Raw genomic sequence first — 20,504 nt, 5'->3', positions numbered from 1 at the left:
GAGTCCTTTTTCCCGTTTCTTTTTTTCCGGTGCCACATCGAATGTTGAATTGGATGGCCAGGGTCGTATCCTGATTTCGCCCTCCTTGCGGGAGTATGTCTAAAGTAAGCCGCGAGGTTGCCATTATCGGTGTTTCATCCCGTATTGAGATCTGGTCTGCGGATCGCTGGGATGAATACTGTACCGGAGCTGAGGAAACATATGAAGAATTAGCGGAAAAAATGGGTGAAGGCGGTGCATTAGTTGACTGAAGTGGAACATGTTCCAGTGATGCTGAAAGAAGCAGTTGAATTTTTGGCTCCCCGGGAGGGGGGCACCTATGTTGACTGTACGTTGGGCGGTAGCGGTCATGCAAAAGAGATACTCAATTTGATCGGTCCCACAGGAAGACTGATCGGTTTGGATAAAGATGAGATTGCTATCAGGCGAGCAAAAGAAGTCTTGGCACCTTATCTTGAACAGGTGGTGTTTATACACAGCGATTTCCGCCGGATAGCTGATCTATTAAAGGAACTGCAGATAAGTGAGGTTGATGGGATATTATTTGATCTGGGGGTTTCCTCTTACCAGGTTTTAGATGCCGGAGCGTGGTTTTAGCTATCATGCTGATGCTGCTTTAGATATGAGGATGAACAGGGAAGCAAAGACTACTGCAGCAGACCTGGTCAACAACCTTTCTGAAAAGGAACTGTCAGAGATCATTTATCGTTACGGTGAGGAGAGATGGGCGCGCCGGATTGCTTCTTTTATTGTCACTAAGAGAAAAAAAGCCCCAGTCACTACAACAGCGCAGTTAGTCGAGATCGTAAAAGCGGCTATACCCGCTAGAGCACGTCGTACTGGTCCCCACCCCGCTCGACGCACCTTTATGGCTCTGCGTATGGCTGTTAATGATGAACTGGCAGCAGTTGAAGAAGGGCTTAGGGCGGGGATTCCTTTATTAAAGCCGGGTGGAAGGGTTGTGGCTATTTCATTTCACTCTCTGGAAGATCGGATTGTCAAAGGTGTGTTCCGGGAGCATGCAGCACCATCCCAAAATGTGCTCCGCATTCTTACGAAAAAACCTCTTGTACCCAATAATGAGGAGATCAATGTCAACCCGCGATCACGCAGTGCTAAACTGCGAGCAGCCGAAAAACTGCTATCCTGTCAGGAGTAATATAAGAAATGAGAGGTGAATAAATTGGTATTAGCGGAAGAAAAAAGATATACACAACAACCCAGGCGACCCAGGCAACCCAGGAAGAGAAAAGTTGTGCGGCGAGCACAGCAGCGCAAAAAAATACTCTCATGTGTTCAGGTCACCGTTATTATTTTCAGTTGTTTTGCATGTGGACTCTTCTATATTCATAAGAACAACCAGGTTACAGCCTTGGGTTACAGGGTTGAGGAGAACAGGCAAAAGGTAGCTGTTTTGCAAAGAGATTATAAGCAGTTAGAATTAGAGGCTGCGGAGCTTCAGTGCCCAGACCGGGTTGAGGAAGTGGCGATCAAGAAACTGGGGATGGATAAGCCTGAGCAGATCTTGCTCGCTGCTCTTCCAGACGGAAGACAAGATTACGGACCAAAAACAGGATAAGGCAAGTAAACAGCATAAAGAAAAGAAAAAGAGCTGGTCCGTAGCATTAAGGCAGTTTATCGGCCGGGCAGAGGCTTCGCCCCATTGACGGGGTGTTTTTATTGATCACTAGCAGCATCGAGGTACGCAGAAGAATAACCGGGCTTTTTTTTTGTACTCTTTTTTTGTTTTTTGTTTTTCTGCTGCTGCGCCTGGCCTACCTGCAGATTATCAGGGGTACATGGTATCAGCATAAAGCCCTGGAGAACAGAATCCGTGAAATTGTTGTAGAACCGGAGAGAGGCGTCATCTATGACCGGAATGGAAAAGAGCTGGCTGTCAGTGTTAGTGCTGAGGCCTGTTACGCTATTCCTGCGGAGGTGAAAAAGTCCGGAAAATCAGATATTATTGCCAGGGAATTAGCCGGTATCCTCGATATGGAAGAAAAGAAAGTAAATGAGCTGATTACCAAAGAGCAGCATTCTGTATGGCTTAAATTCAAGCTCAATAAAGAACAGGTCAAACAACTGCGTGAAAAGAATTTTGCAGGGATTGGGACCATCGCCAAGCCCCAGCGTTTTTACCCCAAGGGGAATCTTGCAGCCCATATAATGGGCTTTGCAGGTGACTACAACCAGGGTTTAGAAGGAATTGAGGTTGCTTATGATAAACAGCTGGCGGGTATCAATGGCTGCCTGCTTGTGGAGTATGATGCGGCAGGCCATGAGATCCCTGAATCAACAAGAAAATATGTGGAACCTGAACAGGGCCTCAATGTTGTCCTTACAATAGATCAGACAATTCAATATATTGCAGAGCGGGAACTTGATAAGATTATGCAAGAACGTTCCCCTAAAAGTGCTTCAATAATTGTGATGGACCCAGATACTGGAGAAATTCTGGCTTTGGCTAATAGACCGGATTTTGATCCCAATAAATTCCATGACTATCCGGCAGCGGCGCGGCGCAACACAGCTGTTGCTGACAGTTATGAGCCCGGTTCGACCTTCAAAATTGTTACCCTTGCTGCAGCTCTGGAGGAGGGTGTGACCAACAAAGAGGAACAGTTTTATGATCCGGGCTATATCAAGGTCAATGGGGAGACTATCCGCTGCTGGGCCTATGAGGGGCATGGCAGCCAAACATTAGCTGAGGTTGTTCAGAACTCCTGTAACCCGGGATTTGTCACTCTTGGCCTGCGACTTGGTGTCCAGAGATTATATAAATATATCGATGGCTTTGGTTATGGCAGCCGACTGGGAATTGATCTGCCAGGTGAGGCAACCGGTATTGTTATACCGGAAAAACAGGTCAAACCTGTTGACCTGGCCACTATTTCAATGGGTCAGGCTAACAGTGTAACCCCTTTGCAGATGGTGACCGCACTGTCCGCCATTGTCAATGGCGGGAAATTGATGAAACCACATATTGTCAAGGAACTATCTAACCGTGAGGGAGAGGTAGTGAAAAAGCATCAGCCTCAGGTGGTGCGACAGATTATTTCAGAGGAAACCTCGCGGCTAGAAAGGGAGATGCTGGAAGCGGTTGTTAGTAAGGGGTCGGGTCGCAATGCTAAAATTGAAGGATATTCTGTAGGCGGAAAAACGGGTACAGCGCAAAAGCCGGCACCTGGTGGGGGGTATTCCACCACCGATTATGTTGCTTCCTTTATTGGTTTTGCACCTGTTGATGACCCTCGACTTGTTGCCATTGTTGTAGTTGATACACCTAAAGGCTATCCTTACTATGGTGGGACCGTGGCAGCTCCTGCCTTCAAAGAGGTTATGCGGGACAGCCTCCGCTATTTAGAAGTTCCGGTACGCTACCAGCAAGGTGAAGAGGTGCCTGATCAAGAGATGTCGGTTGTGCCGCTGGTGATCAATCTTCCTGTTCAGGAAGCAGATAAAGTACTGAAAAATGCAGGGCTGGAAAGTGAGCATTCCGGCTCAGGTGAGATAGTTTACGGGCAGGTTCCCCTTGATGGCGTCAAAGTGAAGAAGGGGAGCAAGGTTTTGCTTAATTTGCATAAAACCGATGGTGCTGAGGATGGCGAACGAGTTGTGCCTGATCTCAAAGGGAAAAGTATGCGGGATGCTGCAGAGCTGTTAGGGATGATGGGGCTTGTGCTGATTCCTGAAGGGGAGCCATACCCCACCGGAATTGCGGGAGAGCAGGACCCTGCTCCTGGGGCACGACTTCCCCATGGTGGTCAGGTAAAGGTTAAATTCAGGGCACCGCCCGGTATAGAGGTTATGCCGTAATGCCTTGATTGAGCCGGGCTGTGATGGGGAATAATGGTTAAGATAGCCAAATAGAGGTGATAAGGGTGCCTATTACTTTTCAGGATTTACTCCAGGATGTAGAGTTGGTTACTGCCGCTGGACTTGAGCGGGTAGTAACAGGATTACACTATGATTCCCGTCAGATACAGCCAGGATATATTTTTGTCTGTATTCAAGGTTACCGTACAGATGGGCATCTTTTTATCCAGGATGCGTTATCCAGGGGAGCTGTAGGGTTGGTGATCGAAAAAGATATAGATGTGCCTTCGGGAATTGCCTTTGCCCGGGTAAACTCTTCCCGCCTGGCACTTGCACTGATGGCCGCAAATTTTTACGATCCACCCCAGCACGGATTTCACCTTGATCGGGGTCACCGGTACAAATGGTAAAACCAACTACCACTCATCTTATTGAAGCAGTGCTCAGTGATAAAGGTGAACTCACAGGCATTATTGGCACTATATGGAACAAAGTCGGTGAGCGAAAACTTCCTGTTGTGCGTACAACACCCGAATCTCTTGATTTGCAGTCTATTCTCGCAAAGATGAAAGCCTCCATGGTAAAAACCGTTGCAATGGAGGTTTCCTCTCATGCGCTGACATTGCAAAGGGTGGCTGCCTGTGAATTCGATGTTGGGGTTTTTACTAATATAACCCAGGACCACTTGGATTTTCATACAGACCTAGATGAATATTTGGCTGCTAAGATGCTGCTCTTTGATGGCTTGGGGAAAGAGAGAACAAAGCAGCGACCCTGTTATGCAGTGGTCAATATCGATGACAGGGCAGTGCATCAGATCGAAAAATGTACCCGGGTTCCTGTAATTACATATGGTATTCATGAACAGGCAGATGCAAGAGCTGATCAGGTTCAGCTTACTCCGGAGGGGAGCAGTTTTACTGTGGTCCACAGTGAAGGAGAATTTCCAGTTAATGTTTCCCTGCCAGGGGAGTTTAATGTATATAATAGTCTTGCAGCTATCAGTGTGGGACTGCAGGAGAAAGTTCCGGTGCCTTTTATTCAAGATGCCCTGCAGAAGATGAAGGGGGTGCCCGGCCGCTTCGAACCGGTGGATGAGGGGCAGGAATTTGCGGTAGTTATCGATTATGCCCATACCCCGGATGGTTTGGAAAATGTTCTTCATACAGCCCGTCAGATTTCCCGCGGCAGGCTGATCACTGTTTTCGGCTGTGGCGGTGACCGCGATAAGGGGAAGCGTCCTCTGATGGGCAGGATTTCGGGAGAGGTGAGCGATTATACTGTGATTACCTCCGACAACCCTCGCTCAGAGGTTCCGGAAAAAATTGAACAACAGATCGAGGAAGGCATTCGCAGTGTCAAAAATGCACGTTATGCGATCATCACTGATCGTTATCAGGCGATCAGGCATGCCCTTCTTTATGCAAAAGAGGGGGATTTTGTAGTGATCGCGGGAAAGGGACATGAAACCTACCAGATCACCGGTGATAAGGTCCTTCCCTTTGATGACCGCCTGGTTGCCAGGGAGATTCTTGCAAAGGAGATCGGCAATTAAACAATGGAGTCCATGCAGTTAGAGGAGATTATGGAAGCCGTACAGGGTACTCTTGTACAGGGCGTTCATAGCAATATTAGAATAACAGGTGTGAGTATTGACAGCAGGAAGGTTAGGCAGGGAGATCTGTTTTTTGCCTTTCATGGAAAACGGGTTGATGGGCATGATTATCTGGAGCAGGCCTTTGAGCAAGGGGCGGTAGGTGCTGTTATTTCCCGCCCGGTGGCAGTTCAAACAGAGGCCACCCTGATTATGGTTTCTGACCCGCTTAAGGCTCTACAGGATCTAGCGCGCTGCTATCGTAATTTATACAAGATACGTGTGGTTGCCGTTACCGGGAGCACCGGAAAAACCACGACCAAGGATTTAGTTGCAGGTGTGCTGGGAAAGCGGTTCAAGGTATTAAAAACAACAGGGAATTACAATAATGAAATTGGGCTGCCCTTGACGCTTTTACAGTTAAATAGCAGCCATCAAGTGGCTGTTCTGGAGATGGCCATGCGGGGGCCGGGTGAGATCACCCTTTTATGTGAGATCAGCCGCCCGGAGGTGGGGGTGATCACCAATATAGGTGAGAGCCACATGGAACTATTGGGTTCTCAGAAGGCCATTGCACTGGCAAAAGGGGAGTTGTTGAACTTTCTGCCGGCTGACGGATGTGCTGTTCTGCATGCCCAGGACCCCTGGCAGGTAAAGCTTGCAGAAAAGGTATCAGGTGAGGTTATCCTTTATGGTGCCGGAGATGGCTGCCAAATAAGTGCTTCTCAGGTGGTTGTGCATGATCTGCGGGGAGTAGATTTTAATCTTTGTACACCCGCCGGGCAAACCCACTGTTTCCTTCCACTGCCAGGGGCACATAATGTGACAAATGCACTGGCTGCCGCGGCAGTTGGCTACAGGTTTGGATTAACCCCGGAGGAAATAGCAGCAGGTCTTGAATCTGCTTCACTGACAGGAATGCGGCTGGAGGTTAAATCAGGAATTAATGGGACAAGGCTTATTGATGATTCCTATAATGCCAGCCCGGCGTCAACAAAAGCTGCTTTAGAACTGTTATCTGAGTCCGGGGGCACCAGAACAATTGCTGTTCTGGGTGAGATGTATGAATTGGGTGAAGAGACAGTTCACGGCCATCAAGGGGTTGGAGTGAGGGCGGCTGAATTAAAAATTGACTGTCTCTGTACAGTTGGACAGCTGGCTCAAGAAATTGCAGCAGGTGCTCTTAGAGCGGGTCTTGATCAGGAACGTGTCCATGTTTTTCGGGAAAAATCAGAAGCAGTGTCGTTTCTAAGAAAATATATTCAGGATGGGGATGTTGTACTGATCAAGGGTTCCAGGGGTATGCAGATGGAAGAGATCACCGCATCCCTCCAGGATGGTGATCACCGGTGACTCTATTGACAAGGGTGATCCTGGCAGCTGTAGTCAGTCTGGTTGTCGTGCTGGCAATTGGCCCCTTTTTTATCCCGTTATTACAGCGTTTGAAGTTCGGGCAAGAGGTTAGAAGTGATGGACCGCGCACCCATTTAAAAAAACAGGGAACAGCTACAATGGGTGGGGTTATGATCCTTTTGACTGCGGGTATCTCCGGATTCCTTTTCACAACCAATCCTTGGGAAACAATGTTTCTTTTTCTAATTATGCTGGGATGCGGGCTGCTGGGGTTATGGGATGACTTCCTCATAGTTGTGCTCAGAAGGCCCCTGGGCCTGCGGGCTAGAGCTAAAATTCTCGGCCAGCTGTTGATAGGGATTTTACTCGCCTGGGGAGCCTATCTTCTGGGGCGGGGTACAACCATCGCTGTGCCTTTTACCGCGATGGAAATAGAAGCGGGATTTTTTTTATTATATATTTGTAGCGGTTGTCTTAATATCTGCTGCAAATGCCGTCAACCTCACAGATGGTTTGGATGGGTTGGCCAGCGGCTTAATGGTGATCGCCTGTGCTGCTTATGCTTTAATTGCCTGGAAAACGGGTCACAATGCAGCAGCGGTTTTTGCAGGGGCTTTAGGCGGGGGTTGTCTGGGATTCCTCAAGTATAATTACCACCCTGCCAAAATATTTATGGGTGATACCGGTTCTCTTGCTCTGGGGGGTGCTCTGGCGGCACTGGCCGTAATCACCGGGACAGAGTTGGTTTTATTCTTGCTGGGTGGGGTTTTTGTCCTGGAGGTGCTCTCTGTAATTATTCAGGTAATTTCCTTTCAATTAACCGGGAAGCGCGTTTTCAAGATGAGCCCCCTGCACCATCATTTTGAGCTGTCCGGCTGGTCTGAGGTCAGGGTTGTTCACTTTTTCTGGCTGATGGGCTTATGTTTTGCCATCCTCGGATTGCTTGCTTTATAAGGATGACACTTCCGAACTTTGTTTTTCAGGTAGGAGATGTTAATTTGTTTAGTCTGCAAGGGAAAAAAGCACTGGTTATTGGAATGGCCCGCAGCGGGCAGGCCGCGGCACGTTTTCTGGCAAAACAGGGTGCCCTGGTCACAGGCACAGATCAGCAGAGTGAGGATATGTTAGGTTCCGGGTTGCAGGAATTAAAGAAACTTCCTATTTCTTTGATAACAGGTGGATATCCTGAAATAAAGCCAGGCGATTTTGATTTGGTTATCGTCAGCCCCGGTGTTCCCAGGAACATTGAGCCGGTTTTGGCAGCAGAAAGATGTAAGATTCCTATTTGGAGTGAATTGGAACTGGCAGGGCGCTTTATCAAAGAGCCGATCATAGCTGTTACCGGCACCAATGGTAAAACCACCACAACTTCTCTGCTGGGATTTATTTTTAAACAGGCAGGACTTGAGGTTGTGGTCGCCGGAAATATCGGAGTGCCCTTAATTCAGGAAGTGGAAAAAAACTTAGAAAAGCCTTGGCGAAGAGTCAATTATTGGGTTGTGGAAGTGAGTTCATTTCAATTGGAGCGCATAGAAGCTTTTCGGCCTCATATCGGTGTTTTTTTGAATCTTGCACCTGATCACCTGGACCGGCACGGTGACCTGGAAACTTACGGCAGGATGAAGGCACGCCTGTTTGCCAATCAGCGATCTGATGATTATGCGGTGTTCAACCTGGATGACCCAGGGGTATTAAGCAATATGAATACCATTCCTGGCCAAAGGTGTGGATTTTCTTGCTGCAAGCTCCCACATAGAGGGATAGGTGTCCAGGGAGAGCAAATCATCTATAATTTTAAGGGACGAGATGAGCTGTTGTGTACAGTGCAAGATATAAAGATGCCTGGTTCTCACAACCTGGAAAATGCTTTGGCTGCCGCTGCTGCGTCCCTTTTAGCCGGAGTTGATAAAGAGTATGTGGCTGAAGCCTTAACTTCTTTTCCCGGTGTTCCGCACCGGATCGAGGAGGTGCGGATACTGGACGGAGTGTGCTATGTCAATGACTCAAAGGGCACAAATCCTGAGGCAGTGGTGAAAGCTCTGGATTCCTACGAAGGCCCGATTATTCTGATTGCCGGGGGAAGGAATAAAGGGGGCAATTTAGATAAATTAATGCGGAAAATAACAAAAAAGGCCAAGGCCTTGATCCTGTTGGGTGAGGCAGCTCCGCTCTTCCGACAGAAGGCGATGGCTGTAGGGTTTGATAAAATATGGGAAGTCAGCTCCCTTGCTGAGGCTGTCAGATTAGCACAGAGCATGGCCCGGACCGGTGATGTGGTACTGCTTTCGCCGGGGTGTGCCAGTTGGGATATGTTCCGGGATTATGAGGAGCGGGGTAACCTCTTCCGGAAAGTGGTTGAGGAGCTCTAAAGGAGGGGTTGATTAGTGAAAAGTAAGCGCAGTGCCCCTGATTTTATTCTCTTTGTCATCGTACTCCTCTTGCTAACAGTAGGGATTGTGATGGTTTACAGTTCTAGCTATGTTTATGCCCAGATAGCTTACGCTGATGGTGCCCATTTTCTTAAAAACCAGCTGATCTGGGCATTCGTGGGGATTGCCGGAATGCTTGTGGTGATGAATATAGATTATAAGATTTACCGGAAATGGGCATATCCCATATTTGGCATTGCTGTCTTTCTTCTGCTCCTGTTGCTGGTTCCAGGAGTGGGGATCACCATCAAGGATGCCACTCGCTGGATTGGGGTCGCGGGTCAAAGGTTTCAACCTTCTGAGATCGCTAAACTGGCACTGGTTATTTTTCTGGCAAAGTACCTGGCTGAAAGACAGAATCAGATCAAGCAGTTTGTTAGGGGTTTAGCTATCCCACTGCTGGTGGTGGGTGTGGTCTGTGGGTTGATCTTGATGCAGCCTGACCTGGGGACAGCAGCTACCATTGCAGGCACAGCATTTCTCATGCTGTTGGCTGCGGGGGCGAGGATAGGCCACCTGGGATTTTTGGGTCTTTTAGGAAGCGGCCTGGCTGCTCTGGCAATTATGATAGAACCCTACCGGATGAAACGCATTATGGCATTTCGCGATCCCTGGTCAGATCCACTGGGTAAGGGGTTTCAGACGATTCAAGCTCTGCTGGCGGTAGGTTCCGGGAGAATCTTCGGTGCAGGACTGGGTCAGGGAAGACAGAAGTTTCTTTATCTTCCGGAGCAGCATACAGACTTTATTTTCGCGGTGTTAGCTGAGGAGTTGGGGTTTATTGGGACAACTTTTGTGCTGCTGCTTTTTGTGGCCTTTATGTGGAGGGGATTAAAGATTGCCATTAAGGCACCTGATTCCTTTGGTGCACTTCTTGGCGCAGGGATTACCGTTATGGTAATACTGCAGGCTGTAATCAATTTAGGTGTGGTGACGGGAAGTCTTCCGGTGACGGGGATTACCCTGCCTTTTATCAGTTATGGGGGCTCATCTTTGACCTTGAATTTACTGGGAATAGGTATTCTTTTAAATATATCACGTTATGTTGAGGAATAGGAGATAAGGGATGCGTGTGCTATTTACAGGTGGCGGTACAGGTGGACACCTTTACCCGGCACTGGCTGTTGCAGATCTACTGCGTGAGTTAGAACCCGGCTGCGAAATCATTTTTGTAGGAACAGGTGAGGGTCTGGAAGGCAAAGTGGTGCCTGGGGCAGGGTATCCTTTTCGCCGGATTGCAGCCGGAAAGTGGCCGCGTAATATTTCTTTTAAGGCAATATGTGACTTAACATCACTGGGGAAAGGCTATCTGCAGGGGCTGAGTTTACTCAAGGAGGTTCGCCCACAGGCTGTTTTTGCTACCGGGGGATATGTTTCAGTACCCCTCGGGCTGGCAGCTGCCAGTTTAAAAGTGCCGCTTTTTTTACACGAGCAAAACTCTGTACCCGGGATGGCCAATAAACTGCTGTCGCGCTGGGCGGAGGTAACATTTACTACTTTTCTGCCTGAAAAGGGATCTTTTCCTTTGAGGGCGAAATTAGTTCATTCAGGACTTCCGATACGCAGCAAGATTTTTAAAGCAGATCCCCTGAAGAGCTATAAATATTTCGGACTGGATCCAGATACTTTCACAGTTCTGGTTACCGGGGGAAGCCGTGGTGCGCGGTGTATCAACCAGGTGATGCTGGAAGTGTATCAAGAGATCTGCCATGGCAGTGCTGCCCTTCCAAAGCTTCAGGTTATTCACCTGACAGGGGTAACCGAGCACCGGCAGTTCTGCCAGGACATGGAACACATGGGGATAAATACCGATGATATTGGCAAACTAGTTATAAAACCATATTTAGAAGAAATGGAGTATGCCCTTAAAGTTGCTGATCTGGTGATCAGCCGTGCAGGGGCGGCAACACTTGCGGAAGTGACTGCCCTGGGGATTCCGGCGATATTGATCCCCTATCCTTTTGCAACCGCGGATCACCAGTATCATAATGCTCGTTATCTGGAGCGCCATGGGGCAGCTATATTAATCCCTGAGAAGGAACTAACACCTGTCAAATTGCTCCGGGAGATAGAAAAATTGGCGGGTGATAATGACTTGCGTCAAAAGATGTCTGGACAGTCTCGCCGGATAGGGCGTCCGGAAGCCGGAGAGTTGATCGCCGGTATTTTGCGCAATGCTGGGAAAAAGTCACTCTGCACCTTCACAGACAGTGAGACATAAACTGTTGTTGTGACAAACCTACAAAATTTATTTGGATTAGTACAGTGCAAACAGGGAGGAGATTGGTTCAGTGACTGGCAAGTGGTATCATTTTATTGGAATCGGTGGTGTGGGTATGAGCGGGCTTGCCCAGGTTTTGCTGGAAATGGGGATGCGGGTCAGTGGGTCTGATCTTGTCTCATCACCTGTGGTCGAGAGCTTGCGGCAGCGAGGAGCTCAAATTGCTATAGGGCATCAGGCAGAAAATATTGTAGATGGTCTGGATGCTGTGGTTGTTTCCTCTGCTATCCCCCCCTCCAATATCGAATTATCTGCCGCTTGTTCTAAAGGCTTGCCGGTCATGACCCGCGGAGAACTGCTGGCAAAGGTTATGGAGTCTTATCAGGGGATAGCTGTTACAGGGTCCCACGGCAAAACAACCACCAGCGCCATGATTGCTGTGGCCCTGGCAGAAAACGGGCTTGACCCCACTTATCTGATCGGGGGGCATATCTCTGAACTGGGAGGTAATGCCGGCCTGGGAAAGGGAAGATACCTTGTCGCGGAATCAGATGAAAGCGATGGTTCTTTTCTTAAACAAAAACCTTTCATAGCTGTTATTACAAATATAGATGATGACCACCTGGATTATTACAGAGATATTTCAGGAATTCTGCAAGCTTTTCAGGATTTTCTCTCTAATATCAGACGAGATGGCTTTGCTTTACTCTGCAGTGACAGCGATTATGTCTGTCAATTATCTACAGATGGAGTCAAAACTGTTACTTATGGGATTCAGGGGAACCCCCACTACCAGGCCAGGAATATTGTCCAGAAGGGTTTGTTAACAGAAGCAGAGGTTTTTCATGAGGGCGTGTTTCTGGGCACTCTGAAACTTTCGATACCTGGATTGCACAATATTCAAAATGCCTTAGCTGCAGTTGCTGTAGGTATGCATCTGGGTTTGGCTTTTTCTGATGTTGCCAGAGCGCTCGCTCACTTTCAGGGGGTTGAGCGCCGTTTTCAGCTGATAGCTCAGTATGATGGGATCAAAATTATCGATGACTACGCACACCATCCCACAGAGATCAAGGCACTGATGGAAGCAGCTCTCGGGGTCAAGCGGAAAAGGACGATCACTGTTTTTCAACCACACCGTTATAGCAGGACGAAGTTCTTGAGAGAGGAGTTTGGAAAGGCCTTTGAGGGAAGTGATCTTGTGATTATTACAGATATTTATGCAGCTGGGGAAAGGCCGATGGATGGTGTTTCAGCGAAGCTGATCGTCCAAGAACTGCAAAAAAACGGTACCAAACGTTGTTTATATTGATTCACTTGATGGTGTAGTAAACTATCTTCTACAAGAGCTCCGTTCAGGAGACACGGTTCTGACTGTGGGAGCAGGGGATGTCTGGACTGTGGGCAGGAATCTTGCTTCTAATATCCGACAGTGTTTACTGGGAAATTAAGGGGTCGCTTTTATGAACTGGCAGGTTTTAGCTCAACAACTGGAAGAGAAGGTAGATGGCCGGGTATTTGCTCAGGTGCCTATGAAAAACTATACAACCTGGCGTGTTGGCGGCCCAGCGGATCTGTTAGTTATTCCCTGGACAACAGGGGATGTTAAGAAGGCCCTGCTGTTTGCCCAGGAATATTGTCTGCCCCTTACTGTGATCGGTAATGGTTCTAATCTGCTCGTCTTGGACGGTGGTGTCCGTGGTTTGGTTATCAAACTCGGGAGGGGTCTTAAGGGCGCTTCTCTGCAGGGAGAGATGATAACTGCAGAGGGAGGGGTAATGCTTCCCGCCCTGGCCAGGATGGCATTAAAATCATCCTTAAGCGGTCTGGAATTTGCTGCCGGCATTCCTGCTACAGTGGGTGGGGGCATTATAATGAATGCCGGTGCTTTCGGGAAGGATATCGGAAGTCTTGTCCAGGAAGTGGAAACCATTGACCATCAGGGAAAACAACAGAAGTGGTTACAGGACGAACTCTCTTTCTCCTACCGTTCTTCCTCCCTAAAGGGGCGAAATTTGATTATTCTAAGGGCTGTGTTCAGGCTCACACCTGCACTGAAGGAAGATATTGCAGCTCGCATGGAGGCAAACCTTGCCTTCAGGTGTAAGATGCAGCCAACAGAGTTTCCCTCCGCCGGAAGCGTTTTTCGTAATCCACCTCATGATTATGCAGGAAGGCTTATTGAGGAAGTGGGGTTAAAAGGACACCGCATTGGGGATGCCGTAGTTTCGCCCAAGCATGCCAATTTTATTGTCAACTGCGGTTCTGCTACAGCGAGGGAAATTTTAGAGCTGATCAAGACCATTCAGGAACAAGTTTCTGAGCAAAAAGGCATTATGTTAGCACCTGAGGTTTTGATCTTGGGGGAGGAAGGGTGAGTTGGGTGGAGAGGTTGCTTGTTACTGGGGGTACAAGGCTAAGAGGATCCATTGCGATAAGTGGGGCAAAGAATGCGATTTTGCCGCTCCTGGCCGGCTCGCTGTTAAGCGAGAGACCTGTTGTTCTCGAGGGAGTGCCCTCTTTAATTGATGTTAAAACCATGAAAGATGCTCTGGAATCTCTGGGTGTCAAGGTTAACTGGACAGGAGATACCATGCAAATAGACCCATCAAGCCTTCGCTCTTTAGAGGTGCCTCCTACCCTGGCAAGGCGTATGCGGGCTTCCAATCTGGTGATGGGTCCCCTCTTGGGCCGCTGTGGGAGGTTTAAAGTTTCATATCCCGGCGGTTGTACCATTGGATCACGCCCCATGGATTTGCATTTAAAGGGATTAAGGGCTTGTGGGGCTGTGATCGATGATGACCACGGTTGTATTACAGCTGAGGCTGCCGGACTCCAGGGAGCGGACATTCATCTTGATTTCCCCAGTGTTGGAGCAACTGAAAACATCATGATGGCGGCAACCCTTGCCCGGGGAACGACAATTATCAGAAATGCGGCGCGGGAACCGGAAATCGTTGAATTGCAGAACTTTTTAAATAAACTCGGTGCTCGTATCCGGGGAGCAGGGATGGATACCATTCGTATCGATGGCGTGAAAAAGCTTAACCAGGAGATCGCTCACCGCGTAATTCCCGACCGCATAGAAACCGGAACCTTTATGGTGGCAGCTGCCATTACCAGGGGAGAGGTGTTGATCAACAACGTGATCCCTGAGCATGTAGAGGCAGTTACCGCAAAACTGCGTGAAGCAGGGGTTTCCATTAAAGAAGAAGATGACAGGATCATTGTTACAGCGCCTTCTAATTGGAAGGCAGTGGATATCAGAACAATGCCCTTTCCCGGTTTTCCTACAGATATGCAGCCCCAAATGATGGTTTTTCTAGCTCTGGCTCAAGGAACCAGCATTATTACAGAGAATATATTTGAGAACCGTTTCCGGCACGTTGGAGAACTGAGGAGAATGGGGTCTCAAATCCGTCTTGAGGGAAGAAGTGCAGTGATCACAGGTATCAAAGACCTGACAGGAACAGTGGTGGAAGCGACCGATTTGAGGGCGGGTGCAGCCTTGGTGCTGGGTGGTCTTGCTGCAGAGAACACAACAATTATTGAAGGGGTACAGCACCTGGACCGCGGGTATGAAAACCTCGAATCCAGGCTGAAGATGCTGGGTGCCCAAGTTTCACGTGAAATCATTTAGAATCATCATATTTTTTTGAAGATGGGATGGACAAGCGATGACTCCTTCTACAAAGAGGCGGAAGCCGCGCAGAAAAAAACGGGACTTGCAGAAATTCCTCAGGGTTCTCAGGAATTTACTTTTGATAACCTTGAGTATCATCGCTGTCTATTATTTCAGTCAGTCGCCTTTCTTTGCTTTGAAAAACATTGAGGCCAGGGGAAACTCACAAGTGACAGAGGCGGAGATAATTAAGAAAAGTGGTTTGAGACCAGGGATCAATTACTTTGAACTGGATACGGAACTGGTTAAAAAGCGCCTGCTTTCTATACCATTGATGGAAACTGTAAATGTAAAAAAGCGCATTCCGGACGGCGTTGTGATCACTATCGAGGAGCGGGAACCACTGGCACTGTTCTGTGCTCAGGAGAGCTTTGTAGTTATTGATGGGAAGGGGTACTGCCTTGAAAAATATACAACGTCAAAGAGCTATGATCTCCCGATCATTACAGGACTCAAGCCGGATTCACTGAACCCGGGAGAGCGAGTCAGCAACAGCGGCTACCTGAAATCAGTTTTAGCTGTTTTGGATAAGGATGTTCAGCAGTTAGTTTCTGAAATTAACATTGCTAATACTGATAATCTGGTTGCTTACACAAGACAGGGGATTCCGGTTTATCTGGGAACTCCGGAAAAGTTGCCGGAAAAACTTGAATTGGCTGCATCCTATCTGGACCTACTGGGTGGTGTTGAAGGAATAGATTACATTGATATCAGGAGTGTACAGGCACCTGCGGTTAAGTGTCAGATGAAAGATGAACAGCGGATAAATTTGTTTTCCTCACTAGAAAATTAAAGGAAAACATAGATTTATGTTGAAGAGATTCTTTATTATGAATTCCGGTGGATGGAGGTGCGGCAGTTGGCCCGGGATAATATGATAGTAAGCCTTGATATTGGAAGCAGAAAGGTTGCAGTCATTGCCGGGGAAGTTGGACGGGACGGACAAATTCAAGTTATCGGTTTTGGAGCCGTGGAATCTGCCGGAATCCGTAAAGGCAATGTGATCGATATTGAAAACACAGTGCGTGCTATTGAGGCATCTATTGAGAAAGCGGAGCAGATGAGCGGTCGTGAGATCGATGGAGGGTATGTGGGAATTACAGGGCTTACGGTCTCCTCCCTCAATAACCGTGGTGTTGTTGCAGTTTCATCTTCTGATCAGGAAATAATGCCGGAAGATGTAGAGAGAGTTCTTCAAGCGGCACGAGTAATTGCTCTTCCTCATGATCGCAGAATTGTCCATGTTATTCCCCGCCAATATCTTGTTGATGGAAATGAAAATATCCTTGACCCTATAGGTATGATTGGTTCAAGATTAGAAGTGGAAACTCATATTGTAACCATTGTAAATGCCGCTTTGCAAAATATAATTAAATGTTGTGAGCGCGCAGGTTTTCACCCCTGGGAGCTGGTATTAAACGGTTATGCCTCTGGAGAAGCTGTCTTATATCCGGCAGAAAAAGAACTTGGTGTAGTTGTAGTGGATATGGGGGGCGGCACAACCGATATTGCTCTTTTTGAACAGGGTACTTTATGGTATACAGCTGTTCTACCGATAGGCGGGGATTACATTACCAGTGATCTGGCTGTTGGCTTGAGAACACCTCTGACACAGGCGGAGATCATTAAGAAAGAGCATGGAGGAACACTTCCCGCCCTGACATCTGACAGCGAGTTTGTTGATGTTCCCAGTGTAGGGGGTAGGGATACCTTCCGGGTTTCCAAAAAAATGATCGCCAGCATCATTGAACCTCGTGTGCAGGAAATCATCAACCTTGTAAAGAATAAGTTGGATAGCTCCGGTTATCCAGGGTTGCTGCCTGGTGGAATTGTTCTGACAGGTGGGAGTGCTCTAACCCACGGTATTGCAGAACTGGCGGTGGATCTCCTGGAAAAACCGGTCAGGGTCGGATACCCTGAAGGGATTGGCGGCCTGGCAGATGTGGTCCACAGCCCTGAATATGCTACAGGTGTTGGGCTGCTTCTATATGGTGCCAGACGCCAACAGGTAAAAGAAGAGCATGAGGATAGCTTATCTATGAAAGCGATGTTCAGTAAAGTAAAAGAATGGCTACAAGATCTTTTTTAAGAAGTGAGGGATCGATAGGGAGATGTTAGAATTGGAGGTAGACACAAATCAGTTTGCCGATATCAAGGTCATTGGTGTCGGAGGCGGCGGTAGTAACGCTGTCAATAGAATGATCCAGGCAGAGCTCAAGGGTGTGCATTTTATTGCTGTAAACACTGATGCCCAGTCTCTGAATTTGTCCCTGGCAGAGCATAAGATCCAAATTGGTGCTAAGCTTACCAAGGGATTGGGAGCGGGTGCAGATCCGGAGATCGGGAAAAAGGCGGCAGAAGAGAGCTGTGAGGAATTGATGCAGTCCCTGCGAGGGGCTGATATGGTTTTTGTGACAGCAGGTATGGGTGGAGGAACTGGGACCGGTGGAGCGCCGGTTGTTGCTGAAGTAGCCAGGGAAATTGGTGCTCTTACAGTTGGTGTGGTTACCCGTCCCTTTACTTTCGAAGGGAAAAAACGGGCAAACCAGGCGGATCAAGGGATTCAGGAGTTAAAGAGCAAGGTGGATACCCTGATCACGATACCCAATGACCGTCTGCTGCAGGTGGTGGACAAGTCGACCTCGATCAATGAGGCCTTCCGTATTGCAGATGATGTTCTGCGACAAGGGGTGCAGGGTATTTCCGATCTTATAGCTGTACCCGGATTGATCAACCTGGATTTTGCAGATGTTAAAACTATCATGTCGGAGACAGGCACAGCTTTAATGGGGATTGGCAGTGCCAGAGGGGAAAGCCGTGCCACAGAAGCAGCGAAAGTTGCCATTTCGAGCCCCCTTCTAGAGACATCTATCGAGGGAGCGCGGGGTGTTTTGCTGAATATTACCGGAGGTCCTGATTTAGGTCTCTTTGAGGTGAACGAGGCAGCAGAGATTATTTCTCAGGCAGCTGACCCGGATGCCAATATAATTTTTGGTGCTGTGGTCGATGAGAACCTTGAGGATGAGGTCAGGGTAACGGTGATTGCCACCGGGTTCGATTCCGTTTCTAAGGCAGAGAAAGAAAATACTGTGGTTGATCTGCGTTCCTTCACTTCTGATGATTTAGATATACCGGCATTCTTGCGCAAGCGCTAGAACAGGTTAAATCATCAAATACTGCCAATAACCTTTCTGTTATTGGTATAATGGATCATTTTCTTTTTTGAAATGTAAGCTATATAGCATGTTTACCATAACTTAACATATTTCACGCCGAAAGCGGCTGCTTTCGGCATTTTTATTGCTTGCAGGATGGCATATAATGACAATTATATTAACAGGAATCCTTTATAATGATCACTGGTATGAAATAAGACTCTATGCATATATATGGAAGGAATGGATATTCAACTATTATTAATCTACCAGGGTGAGGGCCATGCCCGGAAGTACTGCTGTTTATGTGGATATGCTCTTTTTGATCAATTTCTTAATGGATTTTGTGGTTCTCTGGGCAGCAGCAAAGATGGCCCAGATCAGAGTATCTTTTTGGCGGTTGATGATGGGAGCGGTCATCGGAGCGTGTTACAGTGTTCTGGTTTTACTGCCTGATTTTCAAATTCTGTCCGGGCTGGAAATGAAAATCATTGTTTCTGTACTGATGGCAATGGCAGCATATCTTCCTTTATCGTTAAAGAAGTTCGGGCAGGTGGTTCTCTACTTTTACCTTGTTGCTTTTACCATGGGCGGTGCTGTTCTTGGACTTATTTATTTGATGGGCAGCAGCTCACTGACAGGTATAATGAGTAATCTGCCACTTCACTACCTCTGGCTGCTGATTGCTTTAGTGACAGCGGTTGTCCTGGGAAAATACGGGATAGCTTATCTTAAAAAGTCACTGTTACAAGACTTATTGAAGGTTCCTGTGGAGATCCGCATACAGGGGAAGCAGTTCAGTGTAACCGGTTTAGTGGATACCGGGAACCAACTGGTGGATCCTTTGACGGGGTCACCGGTGATTATCGTGGAGTACGGTGTTTTGAAACCGTACTTACCAGTTGAATTACAAGAAATTATCGATACGAGTGGGGAAGTGGATTTATCAAAACTAATTGAGGTAATACCAGATGAAGGAAGTGTCTTTTCTTTTCGGCTGATACCCTTTACAACCATCGGCAAGCGCCATGGAATGCTGGTCGGTTTCCGGCCTGATGAGATAATAGTTTTGGCAGGGGATCAAAGGGTGTGCAAAACCGATGTTGTGATCGGTATCTATAACAGGCGTTTATCGCCGCGTGGGAGTTATCGTGCCCTGCTTCATCCTGATTTGATTCAGGCCGCTATGAATTAATAATTTATGTGAGGGGGATTCTGATGAGGGAAACAAGTTCATTTGCCTGGCAGGTACGGTTGTGGCTGATCAGGATTCTATGGAGATTTAAATATCCATCCCATATCTATTACCTGGGGAATCATGAGGCACTTCCTCCTCCCCTGACCAGTGATGAGGAAATGACTCTTATAAATCAGCTGGAGACAGGGGATATCAGTGTCAGGAATGCTCTCATTGAAAGAAACCTGCGGCTGGTCGTCTATATTGCGCGCAAGTTTGAGAATACCGGTGTGGGGATTGAAGATCTGGTCTCTATAGGCACAATCGGTTTGATCAAGGCTGTTAATACCTTTAAACCCCAGCGCAAAATCAAGTTGGCTACCTATGCCTCCAGGTGTATCGAAAATGAAATTTTAATGCACTTGCGCAGAAACAATAAGACGAGATCCGAGGTATCTTTTGATGAGCCGCTGAACATCGACTGGGATGGCAATGAACTGCTTCTTTCAGATGTTCTGGGTACAGAGAACGATATTATTTACCGTCATCTAGAGGAAGAGGTGGATCGCAATCTGCTGCATACTGCTGTGAGCAGGCTGGCACCCAGGGAACGCAAAATTATGGAACTTCGCTTTGGTTTGCGCGGAACCAAGGAAAAAACGCAAAAAGAGGTTGCTGATTTACTGGGTATTTCACAGTCCTACATATCACGGCTGGAAAAACGCATCATTAAACGCTTGCGCAAGGATATCTGCTGTATGGAGTGAGATGCACCGGGGACGGGAGCGACCAAGCCAGGTCGTGACACTCAGTGGGTGGGAATCCCACCGGGCAAGGTTTAGCCAACCACCCGTAGCCAGCCTTGGAGCATAGCTGGTAACAGCTATGTTTAAGCGTAGGCAGGCGAGACAGCGGGCCGAAAGCCGCAAGGTTGAAGGGATTGAGCTTCGAAATAGTGCGAGATGGGAAGGCCGATTCATTCCGTCCTGAAGAAGGCAACATTTCGGCAGGCGATAGAAGGCGAGCCAGGCCGGAACTTCCCCGGAAGTCCAAATGACCTTGGCACGCTGTACACAG

At 47.9% G+C, this 20,504-nt stretch carries 18 protein-coding genes and 2 pseudogenes; all 20 read left to right on the top strand.

Features of this window, described 5'->3' with window-relative positions; all coding sequences use genetic code 11:
- Positions 1 to 49: 49 nt before the first annotated feature.
- Entirely contained in the window at positions 50 to 103 is a 54-nt protein-coding gene (locus SSCH_RS21050) for a hypothetical protein (RefSeq protein ID WP_269746177.1), read from the top strand.
- Positions 96 to 251, top strand: coding sequence for a hypothetical protein (locus SSCH_RS17640; protein ID WP_269746176.1), 156 nt, complete (start codon positions 96 to 98; stop codon positions 249 to 251). The genes SSCH_RS21050 and SSCH_RS17640 overlap by 8 nt, the downstream gene beginning before the upstream one ends.
- Before the next feature lie 19 nt (positions 252 to 270).
- Positions 271 to 1,159: pseudogene (gene rsmH, locus SSCH_RS09990) on the top strand (16S rRNA (cytosine(1402)-N(4))-methyltransferase RsmH).
- 24 nt (positions 1,160 to 1,183) lie between these two features.
- Complete coding sequence (locus SSCH_RS09985) at positions 1,184 to 1,579, top strand: cell division protein FtsL (protein WP_044665334.1); 396 nt, start codon at positions 1,184 to 1,186, stop codon at positions 1,577 to 1,579.
- A 92-nt stretch (positions 1,580 to 1,671) separates the two neighbouring features.
- Entirely contained in the window at positions 1,672 to 3,819 is a 2,148-nt protein-coding gene (locus tag SSCH_RS09980) for a stage V sporulation protein D (protein ID WP_232294339.1), read from the top strand.
- Positions 3,820 to 3,884: 65 nt separating this feature from the next.
- On the top strand, positions 3,885 to 4,229 hold the full coding sequence (locus tag SSCH_RS20280; protein ID WP_232294338.1) for a Mur ligase domain-containing protein: 345 nt from the start codon (positions 3,885 to 3,887) through the stop codon (positions 4,227 to 4,229).
- The gene (locus SSCH_RS09975) at positions 4,223 to 5,374 is read left to right on the top strand and encodes a UDP-N-acetylmuramoyl-L-alanyl-D-glutamate--2,6-diaminopimelate ligase (RefSeq protein WP_232294337.1); all 1,152 of its coding nucleotides are present in this window, start codon (positions 4,223 to 4,225) and stop codon (positions 5,372 to 5,374) included. The genes SSCH_RS20280 and SSCH_RS09975 overlap by 7 nt, the downstream gene beginning before the upstream one ends.
- Positions 5,375 to 5,377: 3 nt before the next feature.
- Positions 5,378 to 6,766, top strand: a complete 1,389-nt coding sequence (locus SSCH_RS09970) for a UDP-N-acetylmuramoyl-tripeptide--D-alanyl-D-alanine ligase (protein WP_044665332.1) — start codon at positions 5,378 to 5,380, stop codon at positions 6,764 to 6,766.
- Positions 6,763 to 7,720: pseudogene (gene mraY, locus SSCH_RS09965) on the top strand (phospho-N-acetylmuramoyl-pentapeptide-transferase). The gene SSCH_RS09970 and the pseudogene mraY overlap by 4 nt, the downstream one beginning before the upstream one ends.
- A 44-nt stretch (positions 7,721 to 7,764) precedes the next feature.
- A complete protein-coding gene (gene murD / locus SSCH_RS09960; RefSeq protein WP_156972226.1) occupies positions 7,765 to 9,135 on the top strand; it encodes a UDP-N-acetylmuramoyl-L-alanine--D-glutamate ligase in 1,371 nt (456 codons plus the stop codon).
- 15 nt (positions 9,136 to 9,150) lie between these two features.
- Positions 9,151 to 10,251, top strand: a complete 1,101-nt coding sequence (gene spoVE, locus SSCH_RS09955) for a stage V sporulation protein E (RefSeq protein ID WP_044665330.1) — start codon at positions 9,151 to 9,153, stop codon at positions 10,249 to 10,251.
- A gap of 10 nt (positions 10,252 to 10,261) precedes the next feature.
- Positions 10,262 to 11,416 (top strand): undecaprenyldiphospho-muramoylpentapeptide beta-N-acetylglucosaminyltransferase, encoded by a 1,155-nt coding sequence (murG, locus tag SSCH_RS09950; protein ID WP_044665329.1) that lies wholly within the window; start codon positions 10,262 to 10,264, stop codon positions 11,414 to 11,416.
- Positions 11,417 to 11,486: 70 nt separating this feature from the next.
- A complete protein-coding gene (gene murC, locus SSCH_RS09945) occupies positions 11,487 to 12,725 on the top strand; it encodes a UDP-N-acetylmuramate--L-alanine ligase (protein WP_198142370.1) in 1,239 nt (412 codons plus the stop codon).
- 151 nt (positions 12,726 to 12,876) lie between these two features.
- Positions 12,877 to 13,791: a UDP-N-acetylmuramate dehydrogenase gene (murB, locus tag SSCH_RS09940; protein WP_044665328.1), complete on the top strand. Its 915-nt coding sequence runs from the start codon at positions 12,877 to 12,879 to the stop codon at positions 13,789 to 13,791.
- A gap of 5 nt (positions 13,792 to 13,796) precedes the next feature.
- Positions 13,797 to 15,053, top strand: coding sequence for a UDP-N-acetylglucosamine 1-carboxyvinyltransferase (gene murA, locus SSCH_RS09935; protein ID WP_044665335.1), 1,257 nt, complete (start codon positions 13,797 to 13,799; stop codon positions 15,051 to 15,053).
- A gap of 37 nt (positions 15,054 to 15,090) precedes the next feature.
- Entirely contained in the window at positions 15,091 to 15,888 is a 798-nt protein-coding gene (locus SSCH_RS09930; RefSeq protein ID WP_044665327.1) for a cell division protein FtsQ/DivIB, read from the top strand.
- 57 nt (positions 15,889 to 15,945) lie between these two features.
- The gene (gene ftsA / locus SSCH_RS09925) at positions 15,946 to 17,184 is read left to right on the top strand and encodes a cell division protein FtsA (RefSeq protein WP_232294336.1); all 1,239 of its coding nucleotides are present in this window, start codon (positions 15,946 to 15,948) and stop codon (positions 17,182 to 17,184) included.
- A gap of 22 nt (positions 17,185 to 17,206) precedes the next feature.
- Positions 17,207 to 18,250, top strand: a complete 1,044-nt coding sequence (gene ftsZ / locus SSCH_RS09920) for a cell division protein FtsZ (protein WP_044665325.1) — start codon at positions 17,207 to 17,209, stop codon at positions 18,248 to 18,250.
- Between the two features lie 283 nt (positions 18,251 to 18,533).
- Entirely contained in the window at positions 18,534 to 19,445 is a 912-nt protein-coding gene (gene spoIIGA, locus SSCH_RS09915; protein WP_044665324.1) for a sigma-E processing peptidase SpoIIGA, read from the top strand.
- Between the two features lie 23 nt (positions 19,446 to 19,468).
- Positions 19,469 to 20,194 (top strand): RNA polymerase sporulation sigma factor SigE, encoded by a 726-nt coding sequence (sigE, locus tag SSCH_RS09910; RefSeq protein WP_044665323.1) that lies wholly within the window; start codon positions 19,469 to 19,471, stop codon positions 20,192 to 20,194.
- Positions 20,195 to 20,504 lie beyond the last annotated feature (310 nt).

The organism is Syntrophaceticus schinkii (assembly GCF_000946815.1).
GTDB classification, from domain to species: Bacteria; Bacillota; DSM-12270; order Thermacetogeniales; family Thermacetogeniaceae; genus Syntrophaceticus; species Syntrophaceticus schinkii.
The sequence above is the reverse complement of the archived record's forward strand: the minus strand, read 5'-3'. Positions and strand labels throughout refer to the sequence as shown.